Annotated in this window: 24 protein-coding genes; 8 read left to right on the forward strand and 16 right to left on the reverse strand. The window is 70.0% G+C overall.

Features of this window, described 5'->3' with window-relative positions; genetic code table 11:
* Window positions 1–51: 51 nt before the first annotated feature.
* Complete coding sequence (locus J8M50_RS30265; RefSeq protein ID WP_010354593.1) at window positions 52–936, reverse strand: helix-turn-helix domain-containing protein; 885 nt, start codon at window positions 934–936, stop codon at window positions 52–54.
* Window positions 937–1,116: 180 nt separating this feature from the next.
* Between J8M50_RS30265 and J8M50_RS30270 the strand changes: the two genes are divergently transcribed.
* Window positions 1,117–2,157 (forward strand): NAD(P)-dependent alcohol dehydrogenase, encoded by a 1,041-nt coding sequence (locus tag J8M50_RS30270; protein ID WP_010354594.1) that lies wholly within the window; start codon window positions 1,117–1,119, stop codon window positions 2,155–2,157.
* 60 nt (window positions 2,158–2,217) lie between these two features.
* Here J8M50_RS30270 and J8M50_RS30275 read toward each other — a convergent pair whose 3' ends face one another.
* The 7 genes from J8M50_RS30275 to msrA (J8M50_RS30305) all read right to left on the reverse strand — a co-directional run bounded on the left by J8M50_RS30275 (window position 2,218) and on the right by msrA (J8M50_RS30305) (window position 8,531).
* Complete coding sequence (locus J8M50_RS30275) at window positions 2,218–3,372, reverse strand: FecCD family ABC transporter permease (protein WP_010354595.1); 1,155 nt, start codon at window positions 3,370–3,372, stop codon at window positions 2,218–2,220.
* Window positions 3,369–4,361, reverse strand: coding sequence for a FecCD family ABC transporter permease (locus J8M50_RS30280; RefSeq protein WP_010354596.1), 993 nt, complete (start codon window positions 4,359–4,361; stop codon window positions 3,369–3,371). The genes J8M50_RS30275 and J8M50_RS30280 overlap by 4 nt, the downstream gene beginning before the upstream one ends.
* A complete protein-coding gene (locus J8M50_RS30285; protein WP_010354597.1) occupies window positions 4,358–5,407 on the reverse strand; it encodes an ABC transporter substrate-binding protein in 1,050 nt (349 codons plus the stop codon). The genes J8M50_RS30280 and J8M50_RS30285 overlap by 4 nt, the downstream gene beginning before the upstream one ends.
* A gap of 106 nt (window positions 5,408–5,513) precedes the next feature.
* The gene (locus J8M50_RS30290) at window positions 5,514–6,104 is read right to left on the reverse strand and encodes a hypothetical protein (RefSeq protein ID WP_010354598.1); all 591 of its coding nucleotides are present in this window, start codon (window positions 6,102–6,104) and stop codon (window positions 5,514–5,516) included.
* 14 nt (window positions 6,105–6,118) lie between these two features.
* A complete protein-coding gene (locus J8M50_RS30295) occupies window positions 6,119–7,192 on the reverse strand; it encodes an EstA family serine hydrolase (protein WP_010354599.1) in 1,074 nt (357 codons plus the stop codon).
* Window positions 7,193–7,272: 80 nt separating this feature from the next.
* A complete protein-coding gene (locus tag J8M50_RS30300) occupies window positions 7,273–7,833 on the reverse strand; it encodes a hypothetical protein (RefSeq protein ID WP_010354600.1) in 561 nt (186 codons plus the stop codon).
* A 47-nt stretch (window positions 7,834–7,880) separates the two neighbouring features.
* Complete coding sequence (msrA, locus tag J8M50_RS30305) at window positions 7,881–8,531, reverse strand: peptide-methionine (S)-S-oxide reductase MsrA (RefSeq protein WP_010354601.1); 651 nt, start codon at window positions 8,529–8,531, stop codon at window positions 7,881–7,883.
* 168 nt (window positions 8,532–8,699) lie between these two features.
* Between msrA (J8M50_RS30305) and J8M50_RS30310 the strand changes: the two genes are divergently transcribed.
* Window positions 8,700–9,365 carry a hypothetical protein gene (locus J8M50_RS30310; protein WP_063748078.1) on the forward strand — a complete coding sequence of 222 codons (666 nt, stop codon included), beginning with the start codon at window positions 8,700–8,702 and terminating at the stop codon, window positions 9,363–9,365.
* An 11-nt stretch (window positions 9,366–9,376) separates the two neighbouring features.
* Here J8M50_RS30310 and msrA (J8M50_RS30315) read toward each other — a convergent pair whose 3' ends face one another.
* Both msrA (J8M50_RS30315) and J8M50_RS30320 read right to left on the reverse strand, forming a co-directional pair.
* Window positions 9,377–10,042 (reverse strand): peptide-methionine (S)-S-oxide reductase MsrA, encoded by a 666-nt coding sequence (gene msrA, locus J8M50_RS30315; protein WP_010354603.1) that lies wholly within the window; start codon window positions 10,040–10,042, stop codon window positions 9,377–9,379.
* 314 nt (window positions 10,043–10,356) lie between these two features.
* The gene (locus J8M50_RS30320; protein ID WP_029183974.1) at window positions 10,357–11,475 is read right to left on the reverse strand and encodes a hypothetical protein; all 1,119 of its coding nucleotides are present in this window, start codon (window positions 11,473–11,475) and stop codon (window positions 10,357–10,359) included.
* 120 nt (window positions 11,476–11,595) lie between these two features.
* On the opposite strand from J8M50_RS30320, the gene J8M50_RS30325 reads away from it, so the two are divergent.
* Complete coding sequence (locus tag J8M50_RS30325; RefSeq protein WP_010354605.1) at window positions 11,596–12,750, forward strand: cystathionine gamma-synthase; 1,155 nt, start codon at window positions 11,596–11,598, stop codon at window positions 12,748–12,750.
* A gap of 1 nt (window position 12,751) precedes the next feature.
* On the opposite strand, the gene J8M50_RS30330 is transcribed toward J8M50_RS30325, so the two are convergent.
* From J8M50_RS30330 to J8M50_RS30340, 3 genes are all read right to left on the reverse strand, one after another.
* Entirely contained in the window at window positions 12,752–13,003 is a 252-nt protein-coding gene (locus J8M50_RS30330) for a hypothetical protein (RefSeq protein ID WP_010354607.1), read from the reverse strand.
* 31 nt (window positions 13,004–13,034) lie between these two features.
* A complete protein-coding gene (locus J8M50_RS30335) occupies window positions 13,035–13,484 on the reverse strand; it encodes a sigma factor-like helix-turn-helix DNA-binding protein (RefSeq protein ID WP_010354608.1) in 450 nt (149 codons plus the stop codon).
* A gap of 101 nt (window positions 13,485–13,585) precedes the next feature.
* Window positions 13,586–14,092, reverse strand: a complete 507-nt coding sequence (locus J8M50_RS30340) for a MarR family winged helix-turn-helix transcriptional regulator (RefSeq protein ID WP_029183975.1) — start codon at window positions 14,090–14,092, stop codon at window positions 13,586–13,588.
* A gap of 163 nt (window positions 14,093–14,255) precedes the next feature.
* On the opposite strand from J8M50_RS30340, the gene ilvA reads away from it, so the two are divergent.
* The 3 genes from ilvA to J8M50_RS30355 all read left to right on the forward strand — a co-directional run bounded on the left by ilvA (window position 14,256) and on the right by J8M50_RS30355 (window position 17,537).
* Window positions 14,256–15,485, forward strand: coding sequence for a threonine ammonia-lyase (gene ilvA / locus J8M50_RS30345; RefSeq protein ID WP_010354610.1), 1,230 nt, complete (start codon window positions 14,256–14,258; stop codon window positions 15,483–15,485).
* A gap of 199 nt (window positions 15,486–15,684) precedes the next feature.
* The gene (locus J8M50_RS30350; protein WP_010354611.1) at window positions 15,685–16,686 is read left to right on the forward strand and encodes a daunorubicin resistance protein DrrA family ABC transporter ATP-binding protein; all 1,002 of its coding nucleotides are present in this window, start codon (window positions 15,685–15,687) and stop codon (window positions 16,684–16,686) included.
* On the forward strand, window positions 16,683–17,537 hold the full coding sequence (locus tag J8M50_RS30355; protein ID WP_010354612.1) for an ABC transporter permease: 855 nt from the start codon (window positions 16,683–16,685) through the stop codon (window positions 17,535–17,537). Before J8M50_RS30350 ends, J8M50_RS30355 begins: the two co-directional genes overlap by 4 nt.
* 76 nt (window positions 17,538–17,613) lie before the next feature.
* On the opposite strand, the gene greA is transcribed toward J8M50_RS30355, so the two are convergent.
* Window positions 17,614–18,114 carry a transcription elongation factor GreA gene (gene greA, locus J8M50_RS30360; protein ID WP_010354613.1) on the reverse strand — a complete coding sequence of 167 codons (501 nt, stop codon included), beginning with the start codon at window positions 18,112–18,114 and terminating at the stop codon, window positions 17,614–17,616.
* A gap of 190 nt (window positions 18,115–18,304) precedes the next feature.
* Window positions 18,305–18,703, reverse strand: a complete 399-nt coding sequence (locus J8M50_RS30365; RefSeq protein ID WP_010354614.1) for a DUF4307 domain-containing protein — start codon at window positions 18,701–18,703, stop codon at window positions 18,305–18,307.
* Between the two features lie 158 nt (window positions 18,704–18,861).
* Between J8M50_RS30365 and mca the strand changes: the two genes are divergently transcribed.
* Both mca and J8M50_RS30375 read left to right on the forward strand, forming a co-directional pair.
* Window positions 18,862–19,743, forward strand: a complete 882-nt coding sequence (gene mca / locus J8M50_RS30370; protein WP_010354615.1) for a mycothiol conjugate amidase Mca — start codon at window positions 18,862–18,864, stop codon at window positions 19,741–19,743.
* Window positions 19,736–19,990: a hypothetical protein gene (locus J8M50_RS30375; protein WP_075661235.1), complete on the forward strand. Its 255-nt coding sequence runs from the start codon at window positions 19,736–19,738 to the stop codon at window positions 19,988–19,990. Before mca ends, J8M50_RS30375 begins: the two co-directional genes overlap by 8 nt.
* A gap of 70 nt (window positions 19,991–20,060) precedes the next feature.
* Here the strand turns inward: J8M50_RS30375 and J8M50_RS30380 are convergent, their stop codons facing one another.
* Window positions 20,061–20,366, reverse strand: a complete 306-nt coding sequence (locus J8M50_RS30380) for a hypothetical protein (RefSeq protein ID WP_029183976.1) — start codon at window positions 20,364–20,366, stop codon at window positions 20,061–20,063.
* Window positions 20,367–20,475 lie beyond the last annotated feature (109 nt).

Raw genomic sequence — 20,475 nt, forward strand, 5'->3', positions numbered from 1 at the left:
TCTCTCGGCGGTGAGTGTCTGCCGGCGCGGTCGTGACGCACCTGCGCACGCTCAGGCCCGTTCCACCCGAACCGCATCCGCCCCCCAACTCGCCAGCAGCCGCAGCCCCTCCGCGCTGGGGGAGTCCGGCTCCGCGTGGTAGGTCACCAACGTCTGCTCAGGGTCCGCCCCCAGGCTGAACCCCTCGAAGGACAAGGTGAGTTCACCAACGAGCGGATGGTTCAGGTGTTTTACGCCGTTCTTCTTCTGCTTGACGTCATGCGCAGCCCACAGCCGCCGGAACTCCTCGCTCTTGACGGAGAGTTCACCGACGAGGGCGGAGAGCCGAGGGTCGTCGGGATAGCACCCGGCCTCCCAGCGAAGCGTCGCGACGATGTCGCTCGCCTTCTCCTCCCACGGCGTGAACAGGTCCCGGTAGTCGGGGCGCAGGAAGGTCAGGCGGGCCCAGTTCCGCTCAGCGGCGGGCAGTTCGGACCAGTCGCCGAAGAGAGCCGCGGCGAGCCGGTTCCACGCGAGGATCTCGGAACGCCGCCCGATGATGTACGCGGGGACACCGTCCATGGCGGTGAGGAGATGGTGCAGGGAGACGCGGACCTGCTGAGGCCGCCCACCCCCCGCCTTCTTCTTGTGCTGCTTCGGCTTCGCGAGGTGCATGAGGTGCGCGTGCTCGGCCTCGGTGAGCCGCAGCGTCCGCGCGATCGAGTCGAGGATCTCCGCCGAGACGTTCCGCCCGTTGCCCTGCTCAAGACGCGTGTAATACGCAACGGACACCCCGGCGAGCTGCGCCAGCTCCTCCCGCCGCAGCCCGGGTACCCGCCGGTGCCGTCCGTACCCCGAAAGTCCTACGTCCTCCGGCTTCAGCCGGGCCCGCCGGGTCCGCAGAAACTCACTCAGCTCGGCCCGCCGGTCCAGCCCTGTCGGCAGCTCCTCGTCCATACACCCAGTATCAGCCACGTCGTACCGTCGTACGATCCTGATCCTGTCCCCGCCAGTAGTACGACCAGCGGACGTAGGCAGGGCTGTGACCTGGGTAAACCCTCGACGCCGTGGCACGCTGGAGTACGTGCCCGGCCCGAAGGCAGGCCGGGACACCCCCCTCGCTAGGAGAACCTCGGCATGACCACCGTCGCCGCGTACGCCGCACCCGCCGCCAAGGCACCGCTCGCCCGCACCACCATCGAGCGCCGCCCGGTCGGCGAGTTCGACGTCCAGATCGACATCAAGTTCGCCGGAATCTGTCACTCCGACATCCACCAGGCCCGCGAAGGCTGGGGCACCGCCATCTTCCCGATGGTCCCGGGCCACGAGATCGCCGGCGTCGTCTCCGAGGTCGGCCCTGGCGTCACGAAGTACCAGGTCGGCGACCGGGTCGGCGTCGGCTGCATGGTCGACTCGTGCGGCGAGTGCGAGAACTGCAAGGCCGGCGTCGAGCAGTTCTGCACGCAGGGCAACGTCGGCACGTACAACGCCATCGGCAAGGACGGCGAGCCCACGTACGGCGGCTATTCGCAGCAGGTCGTCGTCACGGAGGGCTTCGTCGTCCGCATCCCCGACGGCCTCGCGCTCGACGTCGCCGCGCCCCTGCTGTGCGCCGGCATCACCACGTACTCCCCGCTGAAGCACTGGGGCGCGGGCCCCGGCAAGAAGGTAGCCGTCATCGGCCTCGGCGGGCTCGGCCACATGGCCGTCAAGATCGGTGCCGCGCTCGGCGCCGAGGTCACCGTCCTCTCGCAGACCCTCAGCAAGAAGGACGACGGCCTCAAGCTCGGCGCCACGCACTACTACGCGACCAGCGACGCCGACACGTTCAAGCAGCTCGAAGGCGCTTTCGACCTGATCATCTCGACGGTTTCCGCGCCGCTGAACTTCGGCGCCTATCTCTCCCTCCTCAAGACCGGCGGCGCGATCGTCAACGTCGGCGCCCCCGAGGAGCCCGTCTCCCTCAACCTCTTCTCCCTCATCGGCGGCAACAAGACCCTCGCCGGTTCGATGATCGGCGGCATCGCCGAGACCCAGGAGATGCTCGACTTCTGCGCCGAGCACAACCTGGGCTCCGAGATCGAGCTGATCTCGGCGGAGGAGATCAACGAGGCGTACGAGCGGGTCGTGAACAGCGACGTCCGGTACCGGTTCGTGATCGACGCCGCGACGATCTGACCCTGACGGTCGTACGACGCTGAGGCTGGTCCTCCGGTATCCCCTACCGGAGGACCAGCCTCATGTTCGTCTCCCCAGCAGCCACAGCAGGTACGGCCCCCCGACCAGCGCGGTGAGGGCCCCCACAGGTATCTCCACCGGAGGTACTAGTACCCGTGCCACCAGATCCGCCGTCACGAGGACGACCGCCCCGGTCAGCCCCGACGCGACGAGCGGCAGTTGCGGTGTACGAGTGAGCCTGCGCGCCAGCTGCGGAGACGTGAGCGCCACGAAGCTGATCGGTCCGGCAGCGCCGGTTGCTGCGGCGGCGAGTACTACACCCAGGACCGTCAACCCCAGCCGCATCCGGTTCACCCGTACCCCTAGTCCCGCAGCGGTATCCGCGTCCAGCCCCAGGGGCCGCACCGCACGGCTCGCCCACACCAGCGCCGGAAGCGCCAGCAGGAGTACGGCGGCGAGGGGCCGCGCCTGCTCCCAGCCGCGCCCGTTGAGGCTCCCTGTCAGCCACAGCTTGAGCTGCTCGGCGGCGTCCAGCTCGCTGTCGGCCAGGTACAGCTGGACCACAGCGGAGAGGGCCACCCCGATGCCCACGCCGGTCAGCACGAACCGGTTCGGCTGAAGCCCGTTCCGCCAGGCCAGGGCGTACACGAGGGCCGCAGCGGCGAGGCCGCCCAGCACGGATACGGCGGGCATCGCGGACGGCGACGAGACGATGCCGGTGGCCAGCGCACCGACGGTCGCCGCAGCCGCCCCGTGCCCGACGCCGATCACGTCGGGACTGGCGAGCGGGTTGCGGGTCACGGTCTGGATCAGGGCACCGGAGACACCGAGCGCGAGCCCCACGAGGGCGCCGACGACGATGCGGGGGACCCGTAGCTCCGTCACCACCAGGTCGTACGGCCCCGGCGTCCCCCTGAGGGCGGACCACACGTCACCCGGGGGTACCAGGGTCTGACCCAGACAGGCGGAGGCGAGCATCGCGGCGCCGAGGAGGACGAGGAGGGTGACGGCGACGGCGAGGGAACGCCGGTGGAGGAGGAGGGAGAGGCGGGGGGTAGGGCGTAGTACCAGGGAGCCAGGGTGTACGCCGCTGGTGGGACCGGCGGGGGTCGGGCGGGCGGGGTTCGGGTCGCCGGGGTTCTTCGGGGCGCCGGGCAGCGGACCGCCGGGGTTCGGGTTGCCGGGGTCGACCGAAGGTGTGCCGGAGAGCCTCATACGACCGCCTTCTTCCGCCGCACCAGCACCACCAGCACCGGCACCCCCACCAACGCCGTCATCACCCCGGCCGGCACCTCAGCCGGGGCCCGCACCACCCGTCCGGCCACATCCGCGAGGACCAGCAGCGCCGCACCCAACAGCGCCGACAGCGGCAACAACGAACGATGCCCTCCCCTGCGTACCAGCCGACGCGCGACATGCGGCACCACCAGCCCCACAAACACGATCGGCCCGGCGGCGGCCACAGCGGACGCCGTCAGCAGCGTCGCCCCCAACGCCGCAGCCCCGCGCACGAGTTGCACCCGATGCCCCAGCCCCCGAGCCGTCTCGTCCCCGAGGGCCAGCGCATCAAGACCCGGCGCGCACACCATCACCAGCACCGCCCCCACCAGCAGAAACGGCAGCATCTGTACGACGCTCCCAGCGTCCCGCCCGCTGAGCGCACCGACCTGCCAGAACCGGAACTGGTCGAGCGTCGCGGACGACGAGGTGAGGACGACGGTCGTGCCGCCCGCTGTCATCGCCGCCAACGCCGTGCCCGCGAGGGCGAGTTTGACCGGCGAGGCACCACCCCGGCCGCGCGAGGCGACCGCGTACACGAGACACGCGGCGACGACCGCACCCGCGAACGCGAACCACACGTACCCGCTGAAGCCGTTCGCCCAGCCGAACGCGATCGCTGTGACGACACCGGCCGCCGCACCCTGGCTGAGGCCGAGGATGCCGGGGTCGGCCAGCGGATTCCTGGTGACAGCTTGCAGCGCGGCCCCCGCGAGCCCCAGCGCGGCACCGGCCGTGAGCCCGATCTCGGTGCGGGGCAGCCGCAGGGACCGTACTACCAGGGCATCAGGGGACTCCCCCTGATGGAGCAGCGCGTCCAGGACCGCCGACGGGGGTACGGCTCTAGTACCTACGGCGAGGCTGAGCACGACGGCGGCGGCCACCACGAGGGCAGCCGCCGGCCAGACGATCAGGCGCCGGGTCACTTGGCCAGGTGCTCCGCGAGCTCCCCGACGACCAGGCGCGCGGCGGTGGGACCGGCGTTCAGGTACCAGGGGTCGTCGTCGACCTGCACGGCGTGACCCGCCTTGACCCCCTTCATGCCCTTCCACAGCGGGCCCGCGACCGTGCTCGCCGCGTCCGTCTTCGACGCGTCGCCCTGCACCGAGTAGAAGATCCAGTCGCCGTCCGCCGTATCGATCTTCTCGCTGCTGATGTCCTGCGAGATGGCCTTGAACTGCTGCGACGCGGGACGGGTGAGACCCATGTCGACAGCGAGCGAGCCCGTGAAGGAGGAGACACCGAACATGCGGGTGCGGTCAGGGGTGAAGCGGATCATGGAGACGGTGGGGGCATCCTTGACGCCGGACCCCTTGGACTTGGCGTCCGCGACGATGCCGTTCAGCAGGGTCCGCGCCGCCTGGCCCTTGCCGACCGCGTCCCCCACAAGTATGAGATCGCGCTTCCAGTTGATGCCCTGACCTGCGGTGACGACTGTCGGCGCGATCTTCGACAGCTTCGGGTACAGGTCGGAGAGCGACTTGTTGACCAGGATCAGGTCCGGCTTCGCCGTCGCGAGGGACTCCAGGTTGGGGGCCTGGCGGGTGCCGGCGTCCGACATCTTGGCCAGCTCCGGCTTGTACTGCGGGAACGTAGCGCTCAGGTAGTCAGGTACTAGTCCCGCGTTCGTAGCGCGCGTCGAGGCGGTCGGTACGACACCGAGGGTGAGGAGGTCGTCGAGCTGGCCGGTGCTCAGTACGGCGATCTTCGTGGGCGCCGCCTTGATCGTCGTACTCCCCTCGTAGTGCTTGACCGTCCTCGGGAAGGTGCCGTCCTTGGCGACGTCCGAGCCCATGCCGGCGGCGAGCGCGGCGGGCGCGGCGGCGGGGCCCTCGGAGGCGCCGGCGACCTTGTTGACGCCGCCGGGGGTCTTGGCGTCGGTGGTGCCGTCCGAGTCGGTCGAGCAGCCGGTCAGGACGGTGCCTGCGATGAGGGCGGCGGTCAGGACTGCTGTCGGCTTGGACGTGCGCACGGGGGGACTCCGGGGGGCATAAGGGGCTTGCCCAGGCAAGGGGGTCTCGCTAAGGCAAGGCTTACCTTAACCTCTCTTTTTGTGGCGGGGTTTTGCGGGGGGCTGGTCAGCGGGCGCCGTGGTCCTCGGGGCGTTCGATGGGGAGGTTCGTGATGCCGAGGTCCCTGCGCATGTGCTGGCGTACCTCGTAGAGGCTCTCGGACGCGTTCTTCAGGCGGTCGAGGAGTTCGTCCAGAGACTCCGGGGCCTGGTTGCCGGGGGAGTTCTGCTCGTGCCTCGCCAACTGGGTGTGGATGCGCTGGAGTTGGTGCACGAGGCGGCCCGCCGCCTGCAATACGTCGTCCGTGACGACGAGTTGGGCCGTCGCGTACGCCTCCCTCAACTCGCGTTGGGCGTCGGCGCGTTCGGCGGTCTGGGCGGCCGGGTCGCCCGCCCGGGTCGCCAGCGCCTCCCGGTGCTGCCACAGCAACAGGTGCAACTCCCTTATCGCCCGGTTCAGTTGCACGTACGACGCCCTGCGCGCCTCCACGTTCTCCCGCCGCTCCACCGCCTCCCGCTCCGCCTCCCTCTCCACCCTCGCGTGCTCCAGCTCCATCGACGTGGAGCGCAGTGCGCCTCGGTGTGCGAGGACGCCGGACAGGAGGGTGCCGGCGACACCGACGACGGCGACGATGAGGGCACTGGTCGAGGGCGACATGGAGGGACGGTAACTCAGCGGCCCAGCCCCTCGTACGCCGTCGTCACCATCTCCAACCCCCGGTTGTCCTCGCCGGGGCGGCGCATCTGGTTCGTCACGTACGCGACCGTCATACCGGCGTCCGGGTCCACGAGGACCAGGGAACCTCCCCAGCCGCCCCAGCCGAGGGTGTTGCCGAAGAGGCCGTACCCCAGGCCGTACTGGACGGACATGCCGAGGAGCTTGTCCTCGCCGGTGAACTGGGTGCGGCGCGCGAGGTCGAGGACGGGGCCGGTGAGGCGGCGGGACTGGACCAGGGCCACCGAGCGGGCGTTGCCGTAGCCGCTCGCGGCGGGGATCTGGGAGCGGCGCCAGGAGGGGGAGTTGCCATGCCGGACGCGTATGGGGGTGGGGGCGGTGGTGGAGGTCGCCGGGGTCGCCGAGTCCGTGTGCCCCGGTGCGCTGGCGGCGTACTCCTCCGTCTCCCCCTCGGGAGGGACGCTCGCGGCGACCCGGTGGTCGTGCTCGGCGGCCAGCCCGATGTGGAAGTCCGCCCCGAGGGGCCCCGCGATCTCCGCCGCGAAGTAGTCCCCGAGAGGTACCCCGGTAATCCTCCGGACCAACTCGCCCACCAGGTACCCCTGGGTCAGCGAGTGATACCCCGCCTCCGTACCCGGCTCCCACTGCGGAGTGAGACCCGCGAGCCGCGCGGTCGCGGCGTCCCAGTCGTACAGCTCCTCCACCGTGCCCGGCCAGTCGGGGAGCCCGGCGGTGTGCGAGAGGACATGCCGTACGAGAACGTCCTTCGCCCCGAACTCCGGCCAGTACCGGGCGACTTCGGCGTCCGGGTCCAGTGAGCCCCGCTCGATCAGCGTCAGCGCAGTCAGCGCGGTCATTGTCTTCGTCACCGACCACACGTTCGTGATCGTGTCCCGCTGCCAGGGGACGCGGCGCGCGGCGTCCGTGTACCCGCCCCACACGTCCACGACGGGCTCACCGCCCACGAACACGGCGACCGAGCCTCCCGCGTCACCCTCGTCCAGCAGCCGGGCGAGGAGGTTGGGGACGGCGAGGAAGAGGTCGTCGTAGGTGCCCTGGATGTCGGCCATGCAGTGCATTAGCGGGGTCGGGACGGGTGGATGGCAACCGAATTACCTTGGCAGGAACGGGAGTTGGTGGTTCCGGCTGGTCAACTGGGCGCGTTCGTCACGCTCATGGCGTACGCGAGGAGGCGCCCGAAGCGCAGGTAGTCCAGCGGCGCGAATCCGGGCAGGGTGAGCGCTTCGATCCCGTCGAGCGTGTCGGCCAACTCCTTCGCGGCATCGGGTCCTTGCCGACCGAGATCCGCCAAGTACGCGACGGCGCAGGCGTCCAGTCGCGCGTGCAGCTCGGCAAGAGGGGTCTCCTCGACCGAGGCCGGCCAACTCCGAAACGCCGTATGCCTGTTAGCAACCGCCGCGATCAACCCGAGCCGCGACGGAGGCACCGTACCCGGCCAACAGGGAGCCGCACCCCGAACTCCCGGAGTCCGCCACCCCGCAGCCTTCTCGCCCCGCCGCCGCGCCGCGAACTCCCTTTCCTGAAGCAGGAATACGCCCCTGCTCTCCTCCAGGACGGCCAGCGCACGCGGCAGCGCAGCGGGTTCCGTACGCAGGTCCGGCGCGAGCGTCGCGAGATAGGCCCACGTCGCGTTGAATCCGAGCGGACAGTACCGCCCGACGGCACACCTCAACTCCCCGCGCCTGCGCACGAACGGCAGACTCTCGTCACGAACCCGACGAGCATGAACGGCGAAACTCACGCCCGGTAAGTCACCCCCGTACCTCCCAACCCGCAGTACCCGCCCGGATTATGGGCCAGATACTGCTGATGCAGCGAACTGGCGGGATAGAACGGATACTCCGCCGCCGCCAGAATCTCGGTGGTGATCTCCCCGTACCCAGCCTCGGCAAGACACTTCTGATAGGCATCCCGAGACGACTCGGCGGCCTCCACTTCGGCGGACGTACGAGTAAAGATCAGCGACCGGACATGCGTCCCCACATCATTACCCTGCCGAAACCCTTGCGTGGGATCGTGCCCTTCCCAAAAAACCCGCAACAAGGCGTCATAAGAAACCACTTCAGGCTCATACACAACCCGCACGGTCTCCGCATGCCCGGTCAACCCGGTCCGCACCTCATCATCAACGGGAAACGACGTAAACCCACCCTGAAACCCAACGGCGGTAGTCCAAACCCCCGCAGGCAGCTGCCAATACCGCCGCTCCCCACCCCAAAAACACCCCAACGCAAACTCGGCCACCCGACACCCCTCGGGATAAGGCCCCTGCAAAGCAGTCCCGAGCACCGCATGCAGCTCCGGCACGGCATACGCCAACTCCCCCCGCCCAACCGGCGCTTCCTCCCGCGTAGGCATCCGCAACTCCCGCCTCCGACCGAACACCACGACAGCCCCTCCCTACCCACACGGACACGAACTCCCCATTGTCCGACGGACCTTGCTCCCCGCACAGAGCCCACCCGGCCGGGGGAGAACGCGTTTCGGCCGTTGCCGGGCGCGAGTTGCCTCATCCGGCAAGTTGAACATCCTCCGGTGCGCCCCTTCAATGGCGGCATGACGACGGCACAGACGCCAGCTTCCGCAACGGTGGCCGACACCGTTCCACTCGACGCGGTCATGGCCCAACTGGGCCGCCACAGACCCGTCTTCCACTCCGAGGCCGACCTGCAACACGGTTTCGCCCGGGTGCTGTGGGAACTGGCGCCGGACGTGGAATCCAGGTTGGAGGTGCCGCAGCGCGAGGAGCCGGGGCGGCGGAGGTACCTGGACCTGCTGTGCATCAGCCGGACCCGTACCGCGATCGAGTTCAAGTACTTCACCCGGGGGTGGACGGGTACCTCAGGGGTACCCCCTGAGGACTACGCCTTGAAGGACCACGCTGCGACAGATCTGGCCCGCCTGCACTTCGTACGCGACATAGCCCGGCTGGAGCGTTTCTGCGCGGGACGGCAGCAGAACGGCCTAGCCGTCATGGTGACCAATGAAGCGTCCCTGTGGACTCCCCCCGCCCCCGGCCGCAAGCCGACCCGCGACGAGGATTTCCGCATCCACCAAGGGCGCACGCTCACCGGCACGTTGCTGTGGGCCGGGGGAACGTACGAGCGCAACACCTGCACCCTGCTGGGAACTTACGGCCTCACCTGGAAGCCGTACTCCGAACTCGGCGGCCAGGGAGGGGAGTTCCGCTACCTGGCCGTGGAGGTCGGGTCGGTCTCCTGACGGGACGCGGCTCAGTCGGCCGCCTTCGCGACGCCGATCGGGCAGGAGACTCCCGTGCCGCCGATGCCGCAGTAACCCGCCGGGTTCTTGTCGAGGTACTGCTGGTGGTAGGGCTCGGCGGGGTAGAAGGGGCGGGTGTCGGCGGGGAGGATCTCTGTGGTGATCTCCGGGTGGCCGGCGTTCGCCAGGACCTTCTGGTACGACGTGCGGGAGGACTCCGCCTCGGTGGCCTGCGCGGGGGAGTGGGTGTAGATCGCCGAGCGGTACTGGGTGCCCACGTCGTTGCCCTGGCGGAAACCCTGCGTCGGGTTGTGGGACTCCCAGAACGTGCGCAGGAGGGTGTCGTACGAGACGACCGCGGGGTCGAAGACCACGCGGACCACCTCCGTGTGCCCGGTCATCCCCGAGCAGACCTCTTCGTACGTCGGGTTCTCGGTGTGACCGCCCTGGTAGCCGACGAGGGTCGTCCACACGCCCGCCGGGAGCTGCCAGAACTTCCGCTCGGCACCCCAGAAGCAGCCCATCGCGAAGTCGGCGACCTCGTACCCCTCGGGGTAAGGGCCCTGAAGGGGCGTGTCCAGCACGGTGTGCCGCTCCGGAACCTGGTACACGGGCGCCGCCCGGCCGGGGAGCGCCTGCTCCGGGGTGGGCAGTTGGGGTGTACGGCCGAAGAGCATCGCGTCTCCCTGTGGATCTGGGGCGGGTCCGCCGTCGCGGGTGGCGGCGCCCGGTACAACGTCCGGGACGCCGCGAGCATTCCGCGGGGCGGGATGGAGGCGGGAGGCAGGGGTGGGGCGCCGGCCGGAGGTCCGCTGCGACACATATGCCCGAGGGAGGGACGGATACGCCGGTGCGGGGGCCGTAGCTCTCCGGTACTACCCGGGTACGTCCCTGGAGCCGCCCCCCCGTACCCCGCCGTGAACGCCGCACGGCCCCCGGTACTACCCGGGTAATACCCGGCCCCCTCGAACTCCGCCGGCGGCCTCCCCCCTCACGCCTGCAACGTCGCCGGACTCCCCCCATTCGCCTCGTACCCCGCCACCGCCAGCGCCCGGTACACCGCGAACTCGCCCGCCGGGTCCTCCGACAGCGTCCACGGCAGCGCGCCCACATGGCCGTCGACGTGGACGAGCTGGTTCATCGCCTCGGCCCACCGTTCGCTGCGGACGAGGAAGAACACCAGCAGATGCCGGACGTGCGCGAGCATCGGGTCGTCGCGGCGCGCGGAGTGCACCGCGTGCAGTGCGCCGTGCATCGCCTTGGTGACGACCTCGCTCTGGTAGAAGCCGCGCACGAGGTTGACCTCGGGAAGGTGCTCGAAGACGGCGAACAGCGGCATTGCCGAGAGCAGCGAACCCTGCGGCGCGCGGGCGGCGGCGGCCTCCGCGAAGGACTGGGCGATCTCCCGCGAACCGTGCCACTTCTCGCACCAGTAGTGCAGGGCCGAGAGATGCGCGCCCATGTGGTTCGGGGCGCGGTCCAGGATCTTCAGCCAGAGCTGCTCGAACTCCTCGCGGGAGTAGTTCAGCCCGCGCGCGATGGACAGCTCGACGATGTACGGGACCGGGTCACCGGGGGCGAGCAGCGCCGCCTGCCCGCACGCCTCCTTCGCCTCCTCCATGATGATCCGGAAGTCGTCGGTCCCCGGCGCGGACGTCCGCCACGCCTGCTGCACCAGGAACTCGGCGTGCACCGCCGCCCCGCCCGCGTCCTTCGGCTGCTCGGCACGCCACACCCGCAGCCACTGCCCGCCCGGGCTGTCGCTCACCCCGCCCGGCCGCTGCTGCAACTCCAGCGAGGCCGCTCCCGCGAACGCCTGCACCCGCTGCCACCGCACCTCGCCGTCCTTCGCGGTGCCCGCCAGCAACTGCTGCGCCGCGCGATAGTCCTGCGACCGCTGCACCACGTCCAGCACATCGACCAGGTCCCGGTCGGGGCCCGGCAGCCGGACGTCCAGCTCCTCCTCCAGCGTGAAGCCGTAGTTCGCCGGGTCCGCCGCGTCCGGGTGCCCCGGCGAGACCAGCTCGATCCCGCCTCGCCTGCGCCGCAGGAACGGCAGCAGCACGAAGCTCAGAAGCAGCGCCGCGATCAGGACCAAGAGAATCTCCATGCCCAAAGCGAACCAGACTTGACCGACAATTGGCGAACCCCCTCCCACGGCCTGTGGATAACTTTGCGAGCCCCGAACCCGTACAGCACCACCGCTCCGAGCGCACTACCCTCGGAACCCATGAGCGACAGGCACATCAGTCAGCACTTCGAGACGCTCGCCATCCACGCGGGCAACACGGCGGACCCCCTGACCGGGGCGGTCGTACCGCCGATCTACCAGGTCTCGACCTACAAGCAGGACGGCGTCGGCGGTCTGCGCGGCGGCTACGAGTACAGCCGCAGCGCCAACCCGACGCGCACGGCGCTGGAGGAGAACCTCGCGGCGCTGGAGGGCGGCCGTCGAGGGCTCGCGTTCGCGTCGGGGCTGGCGGCCGAGGACTGCCTGCTGCGCACCCTGCTGAGCCCGGGCGACCACGTGGTCATCCCCAACGACGCGTACGGCGGCACGTTCCGGCTGTTCGCGAAGGTCGTCGCCCGCTGGGGCGTGGAGTGGTCGGTCGCCGACACCAGCGACCTCGCGGCCGTGCGCGCGGCGATCACGCCGAAGACGAAGGCCGTGTGGGTCGAGACCCCCTCCAACCCGCTGCTCGGCATCACCGACATCGCCGCCGTCGCGCAGGTCGCGCACAGCGCGGGCGCGCGGCTCGTCGTCGACAACACGTTCGCGACGCCCTACCTCCAGCAGCCCCTCGCGCTCGGCGCGGACGTCGTCGTGCACTCGCTGACGAAGTACATGGGCGGCCACTCCGACGTCGTCGGCGGCGCCCTGGTCACCGCTGACGAGGCGCTCGGCGAGGAACTGGCGTACCACCAGAACGCGATGGGCGCGGTCGCCGGGCCCTTCGACTCCTGGCTGGTGCTGCGCGGCGCGAAGACGCTGTCCGTGCGCATGGACCGGCACAGCGAGAACGCCGTGAAGGTCGCCGACATGCTGACCCGGCACGCGCGCGTGACGAACGTCCTCTACCCCGGTCTGCCGGACCACCCCGGGCACGAGGTCGCGGCCAAGCAGATGCGGTCCTTCGGCGGGATGATCTCCTTCCAGGTGACCGGCGGCGAGGAGGCGGCCGTCGAGGTGTGCAACCGCGCGAAGGTGTTCACGCTGGGCGAGTCCCTCGGCGGCGTCGAGTCCCTGATCGAGCACCCGGGCCGGATGACGCACGCGTCGGTCGCCGGTTCCGCCCTGGAGGTCCCGGCCGACCTGGTCCGCCTCTCCGTGGGCATCGAGAACGTCGAGGACCTCCTGGAGGACCTCAAGCAGGCGCTCGGCTGACCTACCAGCCGACCACGGGTGGGGTCGTCTCGGACGGCGGCTCCACCCACGGCTGTGCCACGGCGGCCCACACGGCGAACGCGACGACCCCCGCGACCAGCACCGTCCACATCACCCGCCGCGCCAGCCGCCGCCACCACAGCAGCCGCCCACCGCGCCGCACGGCCTCGGCGACCACCTCCGCCGGCACCACCAGCACCGGCCCGTCCATCATCCGCCGCACGGTCACCTCACGGTTCGACCGGCTGCTCATGAACACACCTCGCGCGCGTGCGCCCCGCCCCTCACGACGGCACCGCCTTCGCCCCGCCCACCACCGGCGCGGGACCCCGGGGCGGATGCAGGAGGTTCGTGGTGGCGCGGTGGCAGATCGCGCGGGCGCGTTCGGGGGAGAGGCCGAGGAGGGCGGCGATCTGTTCCTCCGCGATGCCCTCGTGGTGGCGCAGGACCAGGATCAGGCGCTCCTGGGGGGTGAGGCGGGCCAGCGGGGAGCCGGGGTGGGTGGTGTGGTGGCGCCACGCGGAGTGGGCGAAGCGGGTGGCCAGCTCCCCGCGCGCGTGGTCGTACGGGTCGCTGTCCTGGACGCGGTCCCACGACGCGTACGTGCGCGCGAGGGCGAGCGCCAGCAGGCGTCGCGCGCGCGGGTTGTCGTCCGCGACCTCGCCGGTGATGAGCGTGGCCGTCCACAGCAGCCGCCCCCCGGCCCCTGCGACGAACGCCTCGAACTCCCGCACCCGGCACCTCCCGCGCCGCCTCGACCGTCCTCATCTGAGACCGGCGACCCCCGACCGGTCAACCCCCGTGCCCGGTGAAGCGTCTGACGACGTGAAGACCCTCAGGACTCCTGTGCGGGCTCCGCCCCCGGCAGGCCCTGGGAGGACATGCGCGCGGAGAGGGCGGTGTTGAAGCGGGTGAGCAGGGAGCAGAACACCTCGCGCTCCTCGGGCTGCCAGTCCTGCGTCAGCTCGGCCATCAGCTGGCGCCGGGAGGACCGCACCTCCTCCAGGCGGGACGTGCCGCGCGGCGACAGCTGGAGGACGACGGCGCGGCCGTCCTCGGGGTGCGAGGTGCGCTTGACGAGGCCGGTGTCGACGAGGGGCGCGACCTGCCGGGTGACCGTCGAGGAGTCGATGCCCATGCTCGCGGCGAGCGCCTTCACGCCCATCGGGCCCTCTTTGTCGAGGCGGTTCAGCAGCAGGTACGCGGCGCGGTCCATGGAGTTGCGGACCTGGCCCACGCCCCCGAGCCGGGTCTGCTCGGCGCGGCGGGCGAAGAGGGCGACCTCGTGCTGGAGATCGTCGAGAAGACCGGTGTCACCGACGGTCGTCATGTCCATCGACATTTCAGGTGTTGTGGGCATGGCCGGGGGCTCGCTCCATCATGGGGGTGCTGGGTTGGGGGACAGGGTACGCGGCCGGACGGGCAGTCGTACCGGCGCTGCGCAAACCCGTCCCGCGCCTTGGTCGGCGGACTCGTTCCCGCCTGTGAACTGCGATGCTGGAGGCATGAGCTACAGCACGGCTGACTCCTTCCGGCCCGTCACTCTCGACGACGTCCGGGGCGCCCAGAAGATGCTTTCGGGTGTGGCCCGCATGACGGCCATGGAGGGCAGCCGGCACCTCACCCAGCTCGTCGGTTCCCCGGTGCACCTCAAGTGCGAGAACCTCCAGCGCACGGGTTCGTTCAAGCTGCGTGGCGCGTACGTACGGATCGCCGGTCTGCTCCCCGAGGAGCGCGCGGCCGGTGTCGTCGCCGCGAGCGCGGGCAACCACGCGCAGGGTGTCGCGCTCGCCTCGGCGCTGCTCGGCGTGCACGCGACGGTCTTCATGCCGCAGGGCGCGCCCCTCCCGAAGATCAGCGCGACCCGTGAGTACGGCGCGGAGGTCCGCCTGCACGGCCAGGTGGTCGACGAGACGCTCACGGCGGCGCAGGAGTACGCCGACGAGACGGGCGCGGTGCTCATCCACCCCTTCGACCACCCGGACGTCATCGCGGGCCAGGGCACGGTGGGCCTGGAGATCCTGGAGCAGTGCCCGGAGGTCCGCACGATCGTCGTCGGCATCGGCGGGGGCGGGCTCGCGGCGGGCATCGCGGTCGCCGTGAAGGCGCTGCGCCCCGACGTACGGATCGTCGGCGTCCAGGCGTCCGGCGCCGCCGCGTACCCGCCCTCGCTCGCGGCCGGGCGGCCCGTGTCGGTGCGCGGCCCGCTGACGATGGCCGACGGCATCAGGGTCGGGCGCCCCGGTGACGTGCCGTTCGCGATCGTCCGCGACCTGGTCGACGAGGTGCGTACGGTCTCGGAGGACGCCCTGTCGGCCGCGCTGCTGCTGTGCCTGGAGCGGGCCAAGCTGGTCGTCGAACCGGCGGGCGCGAGCCCCGTCGCCGCGCTGCTGAGCGAGCCCGGCGCGTTCGAGGGGCCGGTCGTGGCGGTGCTGTCGGGCGGGAACGTCGACCCGGTGCTGATGCAACGCGTCCTGCGGCACGGAATGGCCGCGCAGGGCCGCTACCTCGCCGTACGGCTGCGGCTCACGGACCGGCCCGGTGCCCTGGCGACGCTGCTGGGGGTGCTGTCGGAGGCCGATGCGAACGTCCTCGACATCAGCCATGTCCGCACCGACCCGCGGCTCGGGCTGGCCGAGGCCGAGGTCGAACTCCACCTGGAGACCAAGGGCCCGGCCCACTGCACCGAGGTCGGACAGGCTCTGCGGGCCGCCGGCTACACCGTCATCGACTAGGGAACCGCAGGTCACGAGAGTGCCGCTAGCCCGGACGGGTGAAGTGCATTGAGCGACGCGATACATCGCGTTATGGTGTGTCGTACGTCGCTCGAACGTTCTGTCGGGCGATCCGGAAGGCACGAACCTACGCTTTTCGCACGACCCGTTTCACCTGATCCGAAGAATCCCCGAACACCCCGAAGACGTGGAGAGCCCAATGCCGGGTGCCATCTACGCCGAAGGACTCGTCAAGACCTTCGGTGACGTCAAAGCCCTCGACGGCGTCGACCTCGACGTCCCCGAAGGCACGGTCCTGGGCCTGCTCGGCCCCAACGGCGCGGGCAAGACCACCGCCGTACGCTGCCTGACGACCCTGCTGCGCCCCGACAGCGGGCGGGCGGTCGTCGCCGGGCTCGACGTCCTCAAGCAGCCCAACGAAGTACGCCGCTCCATCGGCCTGTCCGGCCAGTTCGCCGCGGTCGACGAGTACCTGACCGGCCGGGAGAACCTCGTCATGGTCGGCCGCCTCTATCAGATGGCACCCCGGCAGGCGAAGGCCCGCGCCGCCGAACTCCTCGACCGCTTCGACCTCATGGACGCCGCCGACCGCACCGCCAAGACGTACTCCGGCGGCATGCGCCGACGCCTCGACCTCGCCGCCGCGCTCGTCGTCTCGCCGCCGGTCATGTTCATGGACGAACCGACGACCGGCCTCGACCCCCGCAACCGCCTGCTCCTGTGGGACGTCATCAAGAACCTCGTCGCCGGCGGCACGACGCTGCTGCTCACGACGCAGTACCTGGAGGAGGCCGACCAGCTCGCGCACGACATCGCCGTCGTCGACCACGGCCGGGTCATCGCGCGCGGTACGTCCGACCAGCTCAAGGCGCGGACCGGCGGCGAGCGCGTCGAGGTCGTCGTCCACGACCGGGCACACATCCCCGTCGCCGCCGACCTCCTCACCGCCTCCGGCAAGGGCTCCGTCACCGTCGAGGAGCACACCCGCAGGCTCACCGTCCCCGTCACCGGCGGCGCCAAGCTCCTCGCCGAGATCATCCGCGAACTCGACCTGCGCGGCATCGAGATCGACGACATCGGGCTGCGCAGGCCCACCCTCGACGACGTCTTCCTCTCCCTCACCGGGCACGTCGCCGAGGAGAAGACCGACAACGGCAACGGCAGCGAGAAGACCGAGAAGAAGGGCAGGGCCACGGCATGACCACCACCGAGCCCCGCGTCGTCCCCGCCCCGCCGCACCCCGCCGTGCAGTCCTTCCGGGACTCCATGGTCGTCGCCAAGCGGAACCTGATCCGCATGTCCCGCATCCCCGAGATGGTGCTGTTCGGGGTCATCCAGCCGGTCATGTTCGTCGTGCTGTTCGCCTACGTCTTCGGCGGGTCCATGAAGATCGGGAACAGCACCGACCCCGGCGTCTACAAGAACTTCCTGATGGCCGGGATCTTCGCGCAGACCGTGACCTTCGCGACCGCCGGAGCGGGCGCCGGGATCGCCGACGACATGCACAAGGGCCTCATCGACCGGTTCCGCTCCCTGCCCATGGCGCGCGGCGCCGTCCTCACCGGCCGTACGGTCGCCGACCTCGTCCAGACCGCGCTCACCCTCGTCGTCCTCGCCGTCGTCGCCCTCCTCGTCGGCTGGCGCCTCGGCACCGCGCAGCCCACCAACTTCGGCAAGATCCTCGGCGGGTTCGGCCTCCTGCTCCTCCTCGGCTACGCCTTCACATGGATCGGCGCGCTGATCGGCCTCTCGGTGCGCACGCCCGAGGCGGCCACCTCCGGCGGCCTCATCTGGCTCTTCCCGGTCACCTTCATCTCCAACGCGTTCGTCGACTCCGGCCAGATGACCCCCTGGCTGCGGCACATCGCCGAATGGAACCCCTTCAGCGCGACCGTCCAGGCCTGCCGCCAGCTCTTCGGCGACCCCGGCCTGTCCCGCTCCGACGCCTGGCCCATGCAGCACCCCGTCTGGGCCTCGGTCCTCTACTCCCTGCTGATCATCGTCGTCTTCCGCACACTGGCGGTCCGCAAGTACCGGTCGGCGACGGCATGATCACCCCCCTCGCCCCCGTACACGACGAAACCCCCGGCACCGAGGCGGCGGGGGTCTGTCGAGGGCGTGGGGTGGGTCAGCCGTTGTACGGGACCGCCTTCAGGATGCGGACCATCGCCTTCCTGCCGTTGGGGAGTTCGTACTCCGCGTCCTCGCCGACCTTGTGGCCGATGACGCCGGAGCCCAGGGGCGACTGGGGCGAGTACGTCTCGATCTCCGTGCTCGCGTATTCGCGGGAGGCCAGGAGGAACACCAGGGTGTCGTCCTCGTCGCCGTCGAAGGCGATGGTGACGACCATGCCGGGAGCGACCGTGCCGTCCGTGGACTGCGGGGTCTCGCCGACCTTGGCGCTCTCCAGCAACTGCGTGAGCTGGCGCACGCGAAGCTCCTGCTTGCCCTGCTCCTCCTTGGCCGCGTGGTACCCGCCGTTCTCGCGCAGGTCACCTTCCTCGCGCGCCGCCGCGATCTTCGCGGTGATCTCCGAGCGCGCGGGACCAGTAAGGTGCGCAAGCTCGTCCTTGAGCTTGTTGTACGCCTCCTGGGTCAGCCAGGTGACGTTCTCGCTGGTCTGGGTCACAGGTGCTCCTCGTCGGTACTGGGAATACAAAGCATCGCCCTACCCCGAAGCATGTTCCTTCAGGGACGGGCGAAACCACGAGCCTAACAATTCGACGGCGGAAGGGGGAGGACATAAGTCACCGGAAAACCGTCACCGCAGGTCACGGCTGCCCCGCAGGCGGGATACGTCGAACGGGTGAGCGCAGGACTCAGCCCGGATGGCACCCGAGCAGCTCGGCGGTCGTCCCCCGGGCCGTCGTACGGAGCGTGACGACCTTGTCGATCCGGGTGTCCGAGCCGGTGAAGCGGAAGTCCGCGCGGCCGACCTCGGCGCCGTTCTCCGCCTGGGAGCGGACCGTGCAGTAGCCGCTGGTACCGGAGTCCTTGCGCACTTCGAGGTGGACCGAGACGGAGGAGTCGGAGACCTGGAAGGCGATCAGCTCACCGCTGATCTCGTTCTGGCCGACGTAGTGCCAGCCGAACCAGCCGATGACGCCGAGGAACAGGACGCTCAGGACCCCGCCGAGAACCTTCAGCCGGTGGTCGGCCCGCGCGTCGGACGTACGGCCGTAGCGCCCCTCGGGCGCGCTCGCATGTGCCGTACTCATGATGGTCCTCCGGGCCCCGGAACAATTCGTCCCCCGATTCGGTCACTATAGAAGCCCCCCGCGCGCGGGCGACCACCGCCCCTCGGCGACCTCCTTATGGGGCGGACCGACGTGATTGCACACCGGACGACCGGGTGCCGACTGACTGAGGATGAGTCTTGACTGATCAGCTGCGACTGATGGCCGTCCACGCCCACCCCGACGACGAGTCGAGCAAGGGCGCGGCCACCATGGCGAAGTATGTGGCCGAGGGGGTGGACGTCCTGGTGGTCACCTGCACGGGCGGGGAGCGCGGCTCCATCCTGAACCCGAAGCTCCAGGGTGACGCGTACATCGAGGCGCACATCCACGAGGTGCGCAAGAAAGAGATGGACGAGGCCCGCGAGATCCTCGGGATCAAGCAGGAGTGGCTCGGCTTCGTCGACTCCGGCCTGCCCGAGGGCGACCCGCTGCCGCCGCTCCCGGAGGGCTGTTTCGCCCTTGAGGACGAAGACAAGGCGGCCGGGGAACTCGTACGCAAGATCCGTTCGTTCCGTCCACAAGTGATCACCACTTACGACGAGAACGGCGGCTACCCCCACCCCGACCACATCATGACCCACAAGATCTCGATGATCGCCTTCGATGCGGCGGCGGACACCGAGAAGTACCCCGAGTCCGAGTACGGGCCCGCGTACCAGCCGCGGAAGCTGTACTACAACCAGGGCTTCAACCGGCAGCGCACCCAGGCCCTGCACGACGCGATGATCTCGCGCGGCATGGAGTCCCCGTACGCGGACTGGCTGAAGCGCTGGGACGAGTTCGAAGCCGTCGAGCGCGTCCTGACCACGCACGTCCCGTGCGCCGACTACTACGAGATCCGCGACAAGGCGCTCCTCGCGCACGCCACCCAGATCGACCCCGACGGCGGCTGGTTCCGCGTTCCGATGGAGCTCCAGAGGGAGGTCTGGCCGACCGAGGAGTACGAGCTCGCGAAGGCTCTCGTCGATACGTCCATCCCCGAGGACGACCTCTTTGCGGGCATCCGCGACAATGCCTGATATGAGCGCAAGCGTGAGCCCGGCAATGACGCACTTCGTCCTCCTCGCCAAGGAGGTCGACGAGAACAAGGTCACCCCTGGCGTCCTCGGCTTCATCGTGTTCGCCGCCATGGCGTTGGCCGTGTGGGGGCTGATGAAGAGCATGAGCAAGCACATGAACCGGGTCGACTTCAAGGAACCCGGGGGTCCCTCCGCGCAGGAGGCCCCGGCGTCGGCTCCCGCAGCTGAGAAGCCGGCCAAGGGCTGACCGGTCGGTGGCTCGGTCGTACTACGGGTACGTCGTGACGACCGGGCCGCACAGTGTCGCGTGACGTGTGTCACAGCACTGGTGCGGCCCGCTCCAGCCGTCGGTCCATTCCGCAGTGCAGCGCGTACGCGAACCCCAGCGGGTTGTGGAACGTGTCCGCGAAGTGCCGGGCCAGCGTGTGGGCGATCTCGCCCGCTGTGTCGGCTGCGCCCAGGTAGCGGGTGACGAACGCGTACGCGTACTCCGCCGCGAACACCTGCGGCATCTCGATCTGCGGGCCGAGTACGCCGCCCGCGCCCGCCGTGATCAGTGCGCCGCCGAGGTATGTGAGGTCTGCGCTGCCCGGCAGGCCCGCGTAGCACGCGTTGAACAGCACCAGTGGACGGTGCGGCAGCAGGCCTGCCGTCCGTCTTGCCAATACCGTGTGCGCGTCGATGTCCTGACTGTCTGTCAGGCGTACGACTAGTGCTCTGACCGGGAAGGTT

Origin of the sequence: Streptomyces acidiscabies, assembly GCF_020010905.1 — a bacterium.
Lineage (GTDB): Bacteria > Actinomycetota > Actinomycetes > Streptomycetales > Streptomycetaceae > Streptomyces > Streptomyces acidiscabies.

Excerpts from the sequence above, each read along its gene's own strand:
- J8M50_RS30325 (WP_010354605.1), top strand. The coding sequence starts at position 11,596 with ATGAGCGACAGGCACATCAGTCAGCACTTCGAGACGCTCGCCATCCAC.
- J8M50_RS30375 (WP_075661235.1), top strand. The coding sequence starts at position 19,736 with ATGCCTGATATGAGCGCAAGCGTGAGCCCGGCAATGACGCACTTCGTC.
- J8M50_RS30275 (WP_010354595.1), bottom strand. The coding sequence starts at position 3,372 with ATGAGGCTCTCCGGCACACCTTCGGTCGACCCCGGCAACCCGAACCCC.
- J8M50_RS30365 (WP_010354614.1), bottom strand. The coding sequence starts at position 18,703 with ATGAGTACGGCACATGCGAGCGCGCCCGAGGGGCGCTACGGCCGTACG.
- J8M50_RS30330 (WP_010354607.1), bottom strand. The coding sequence starts at position 13,003 with ATGAGCAGCCGGTCGAACCGTGAGGTGACCGTGCGGCGGATGATGGAC.
- J8M50_RS30290 (WP_010354598.1), bottom strand. The coding sequence starts at position 6,104 with ATGTCGCCCTCGACCAGTGCCCTCATCGTCGCCGTCGTCGGTGTCGCC.
- J8M50_RS30295 (WP_010354599.1), bottom strand. The coding sequence starts at position 7,192 with ATGGCCGACATCCAGGGCACCTACGACGACCTCTTCCTCGCCGTCCCC.
- J8M50_RS30355 (WP_010354612.1), top strand. The coding sequence starts at position 16,683 with ATGACCACCACCGAGCCCCGCGTCGTCCCCGCCCCGCCGCACCCCGCC.
- J8M50_RS30350 (WP_010354611.1), top strand. The coding sequence starts at position 15,685 with ATGCCGGGTGCCATCTACGCCGAAGGACTCGTCAAGACCTTCGGTGAC.
- J8M50_RS30320 (WP_029183974.1), bottom strand. The coding sequence starts at position 11,475 with ATGGAGATTCTCTTGGTCCTGATCGCGGCGCTGCTTCTGAGCTTCGTG.
- J8M50_RS30265 (WP_010354593.1), bottom strand. The coding sequence starts at position 936 with ATGGACGAGGAGCTGCCGACAGGGCTGGACCGGCGGGCCGAGCTGAGT.
- J8M50_RS30270 (WP_010354594.1), top strand. The coding sequence starts at position 1,117 with ATGACCACCGTCGCCGCGTACGCCGCACCCGCCGCCAAGGCACCGCTC.
- J8M50_RS30340 (WP_029183975.1), bottom strand. The coding sequence starts at position 14,092 with ATGTCGATGGACATGACGACCGTCGGTGACACCGGTCTTCTCGACGAT.
- J8M50_RS30310 (WP_063748078.1), top strand. The coding sequence starts at position 8,700 with ATGACGACGGCACAGACGCCAGCTTCCGCAACGGTGGCCGACACCGTT.
- msrA (WP_010354603.1), bottom strand. The coding sequence starts at position 10,042 with ATGCTCTTCGGCCGTACACCCCAACTGCCCACCCCGGAGCAGGCGCTC.
- ilvA (WP_010354610.1), top strand. The coding sequence starts at position 14,256 with ATGAGCTACAGCACGGCTGACTCCTTCCGGCCCGTCACTCTCGACGAC.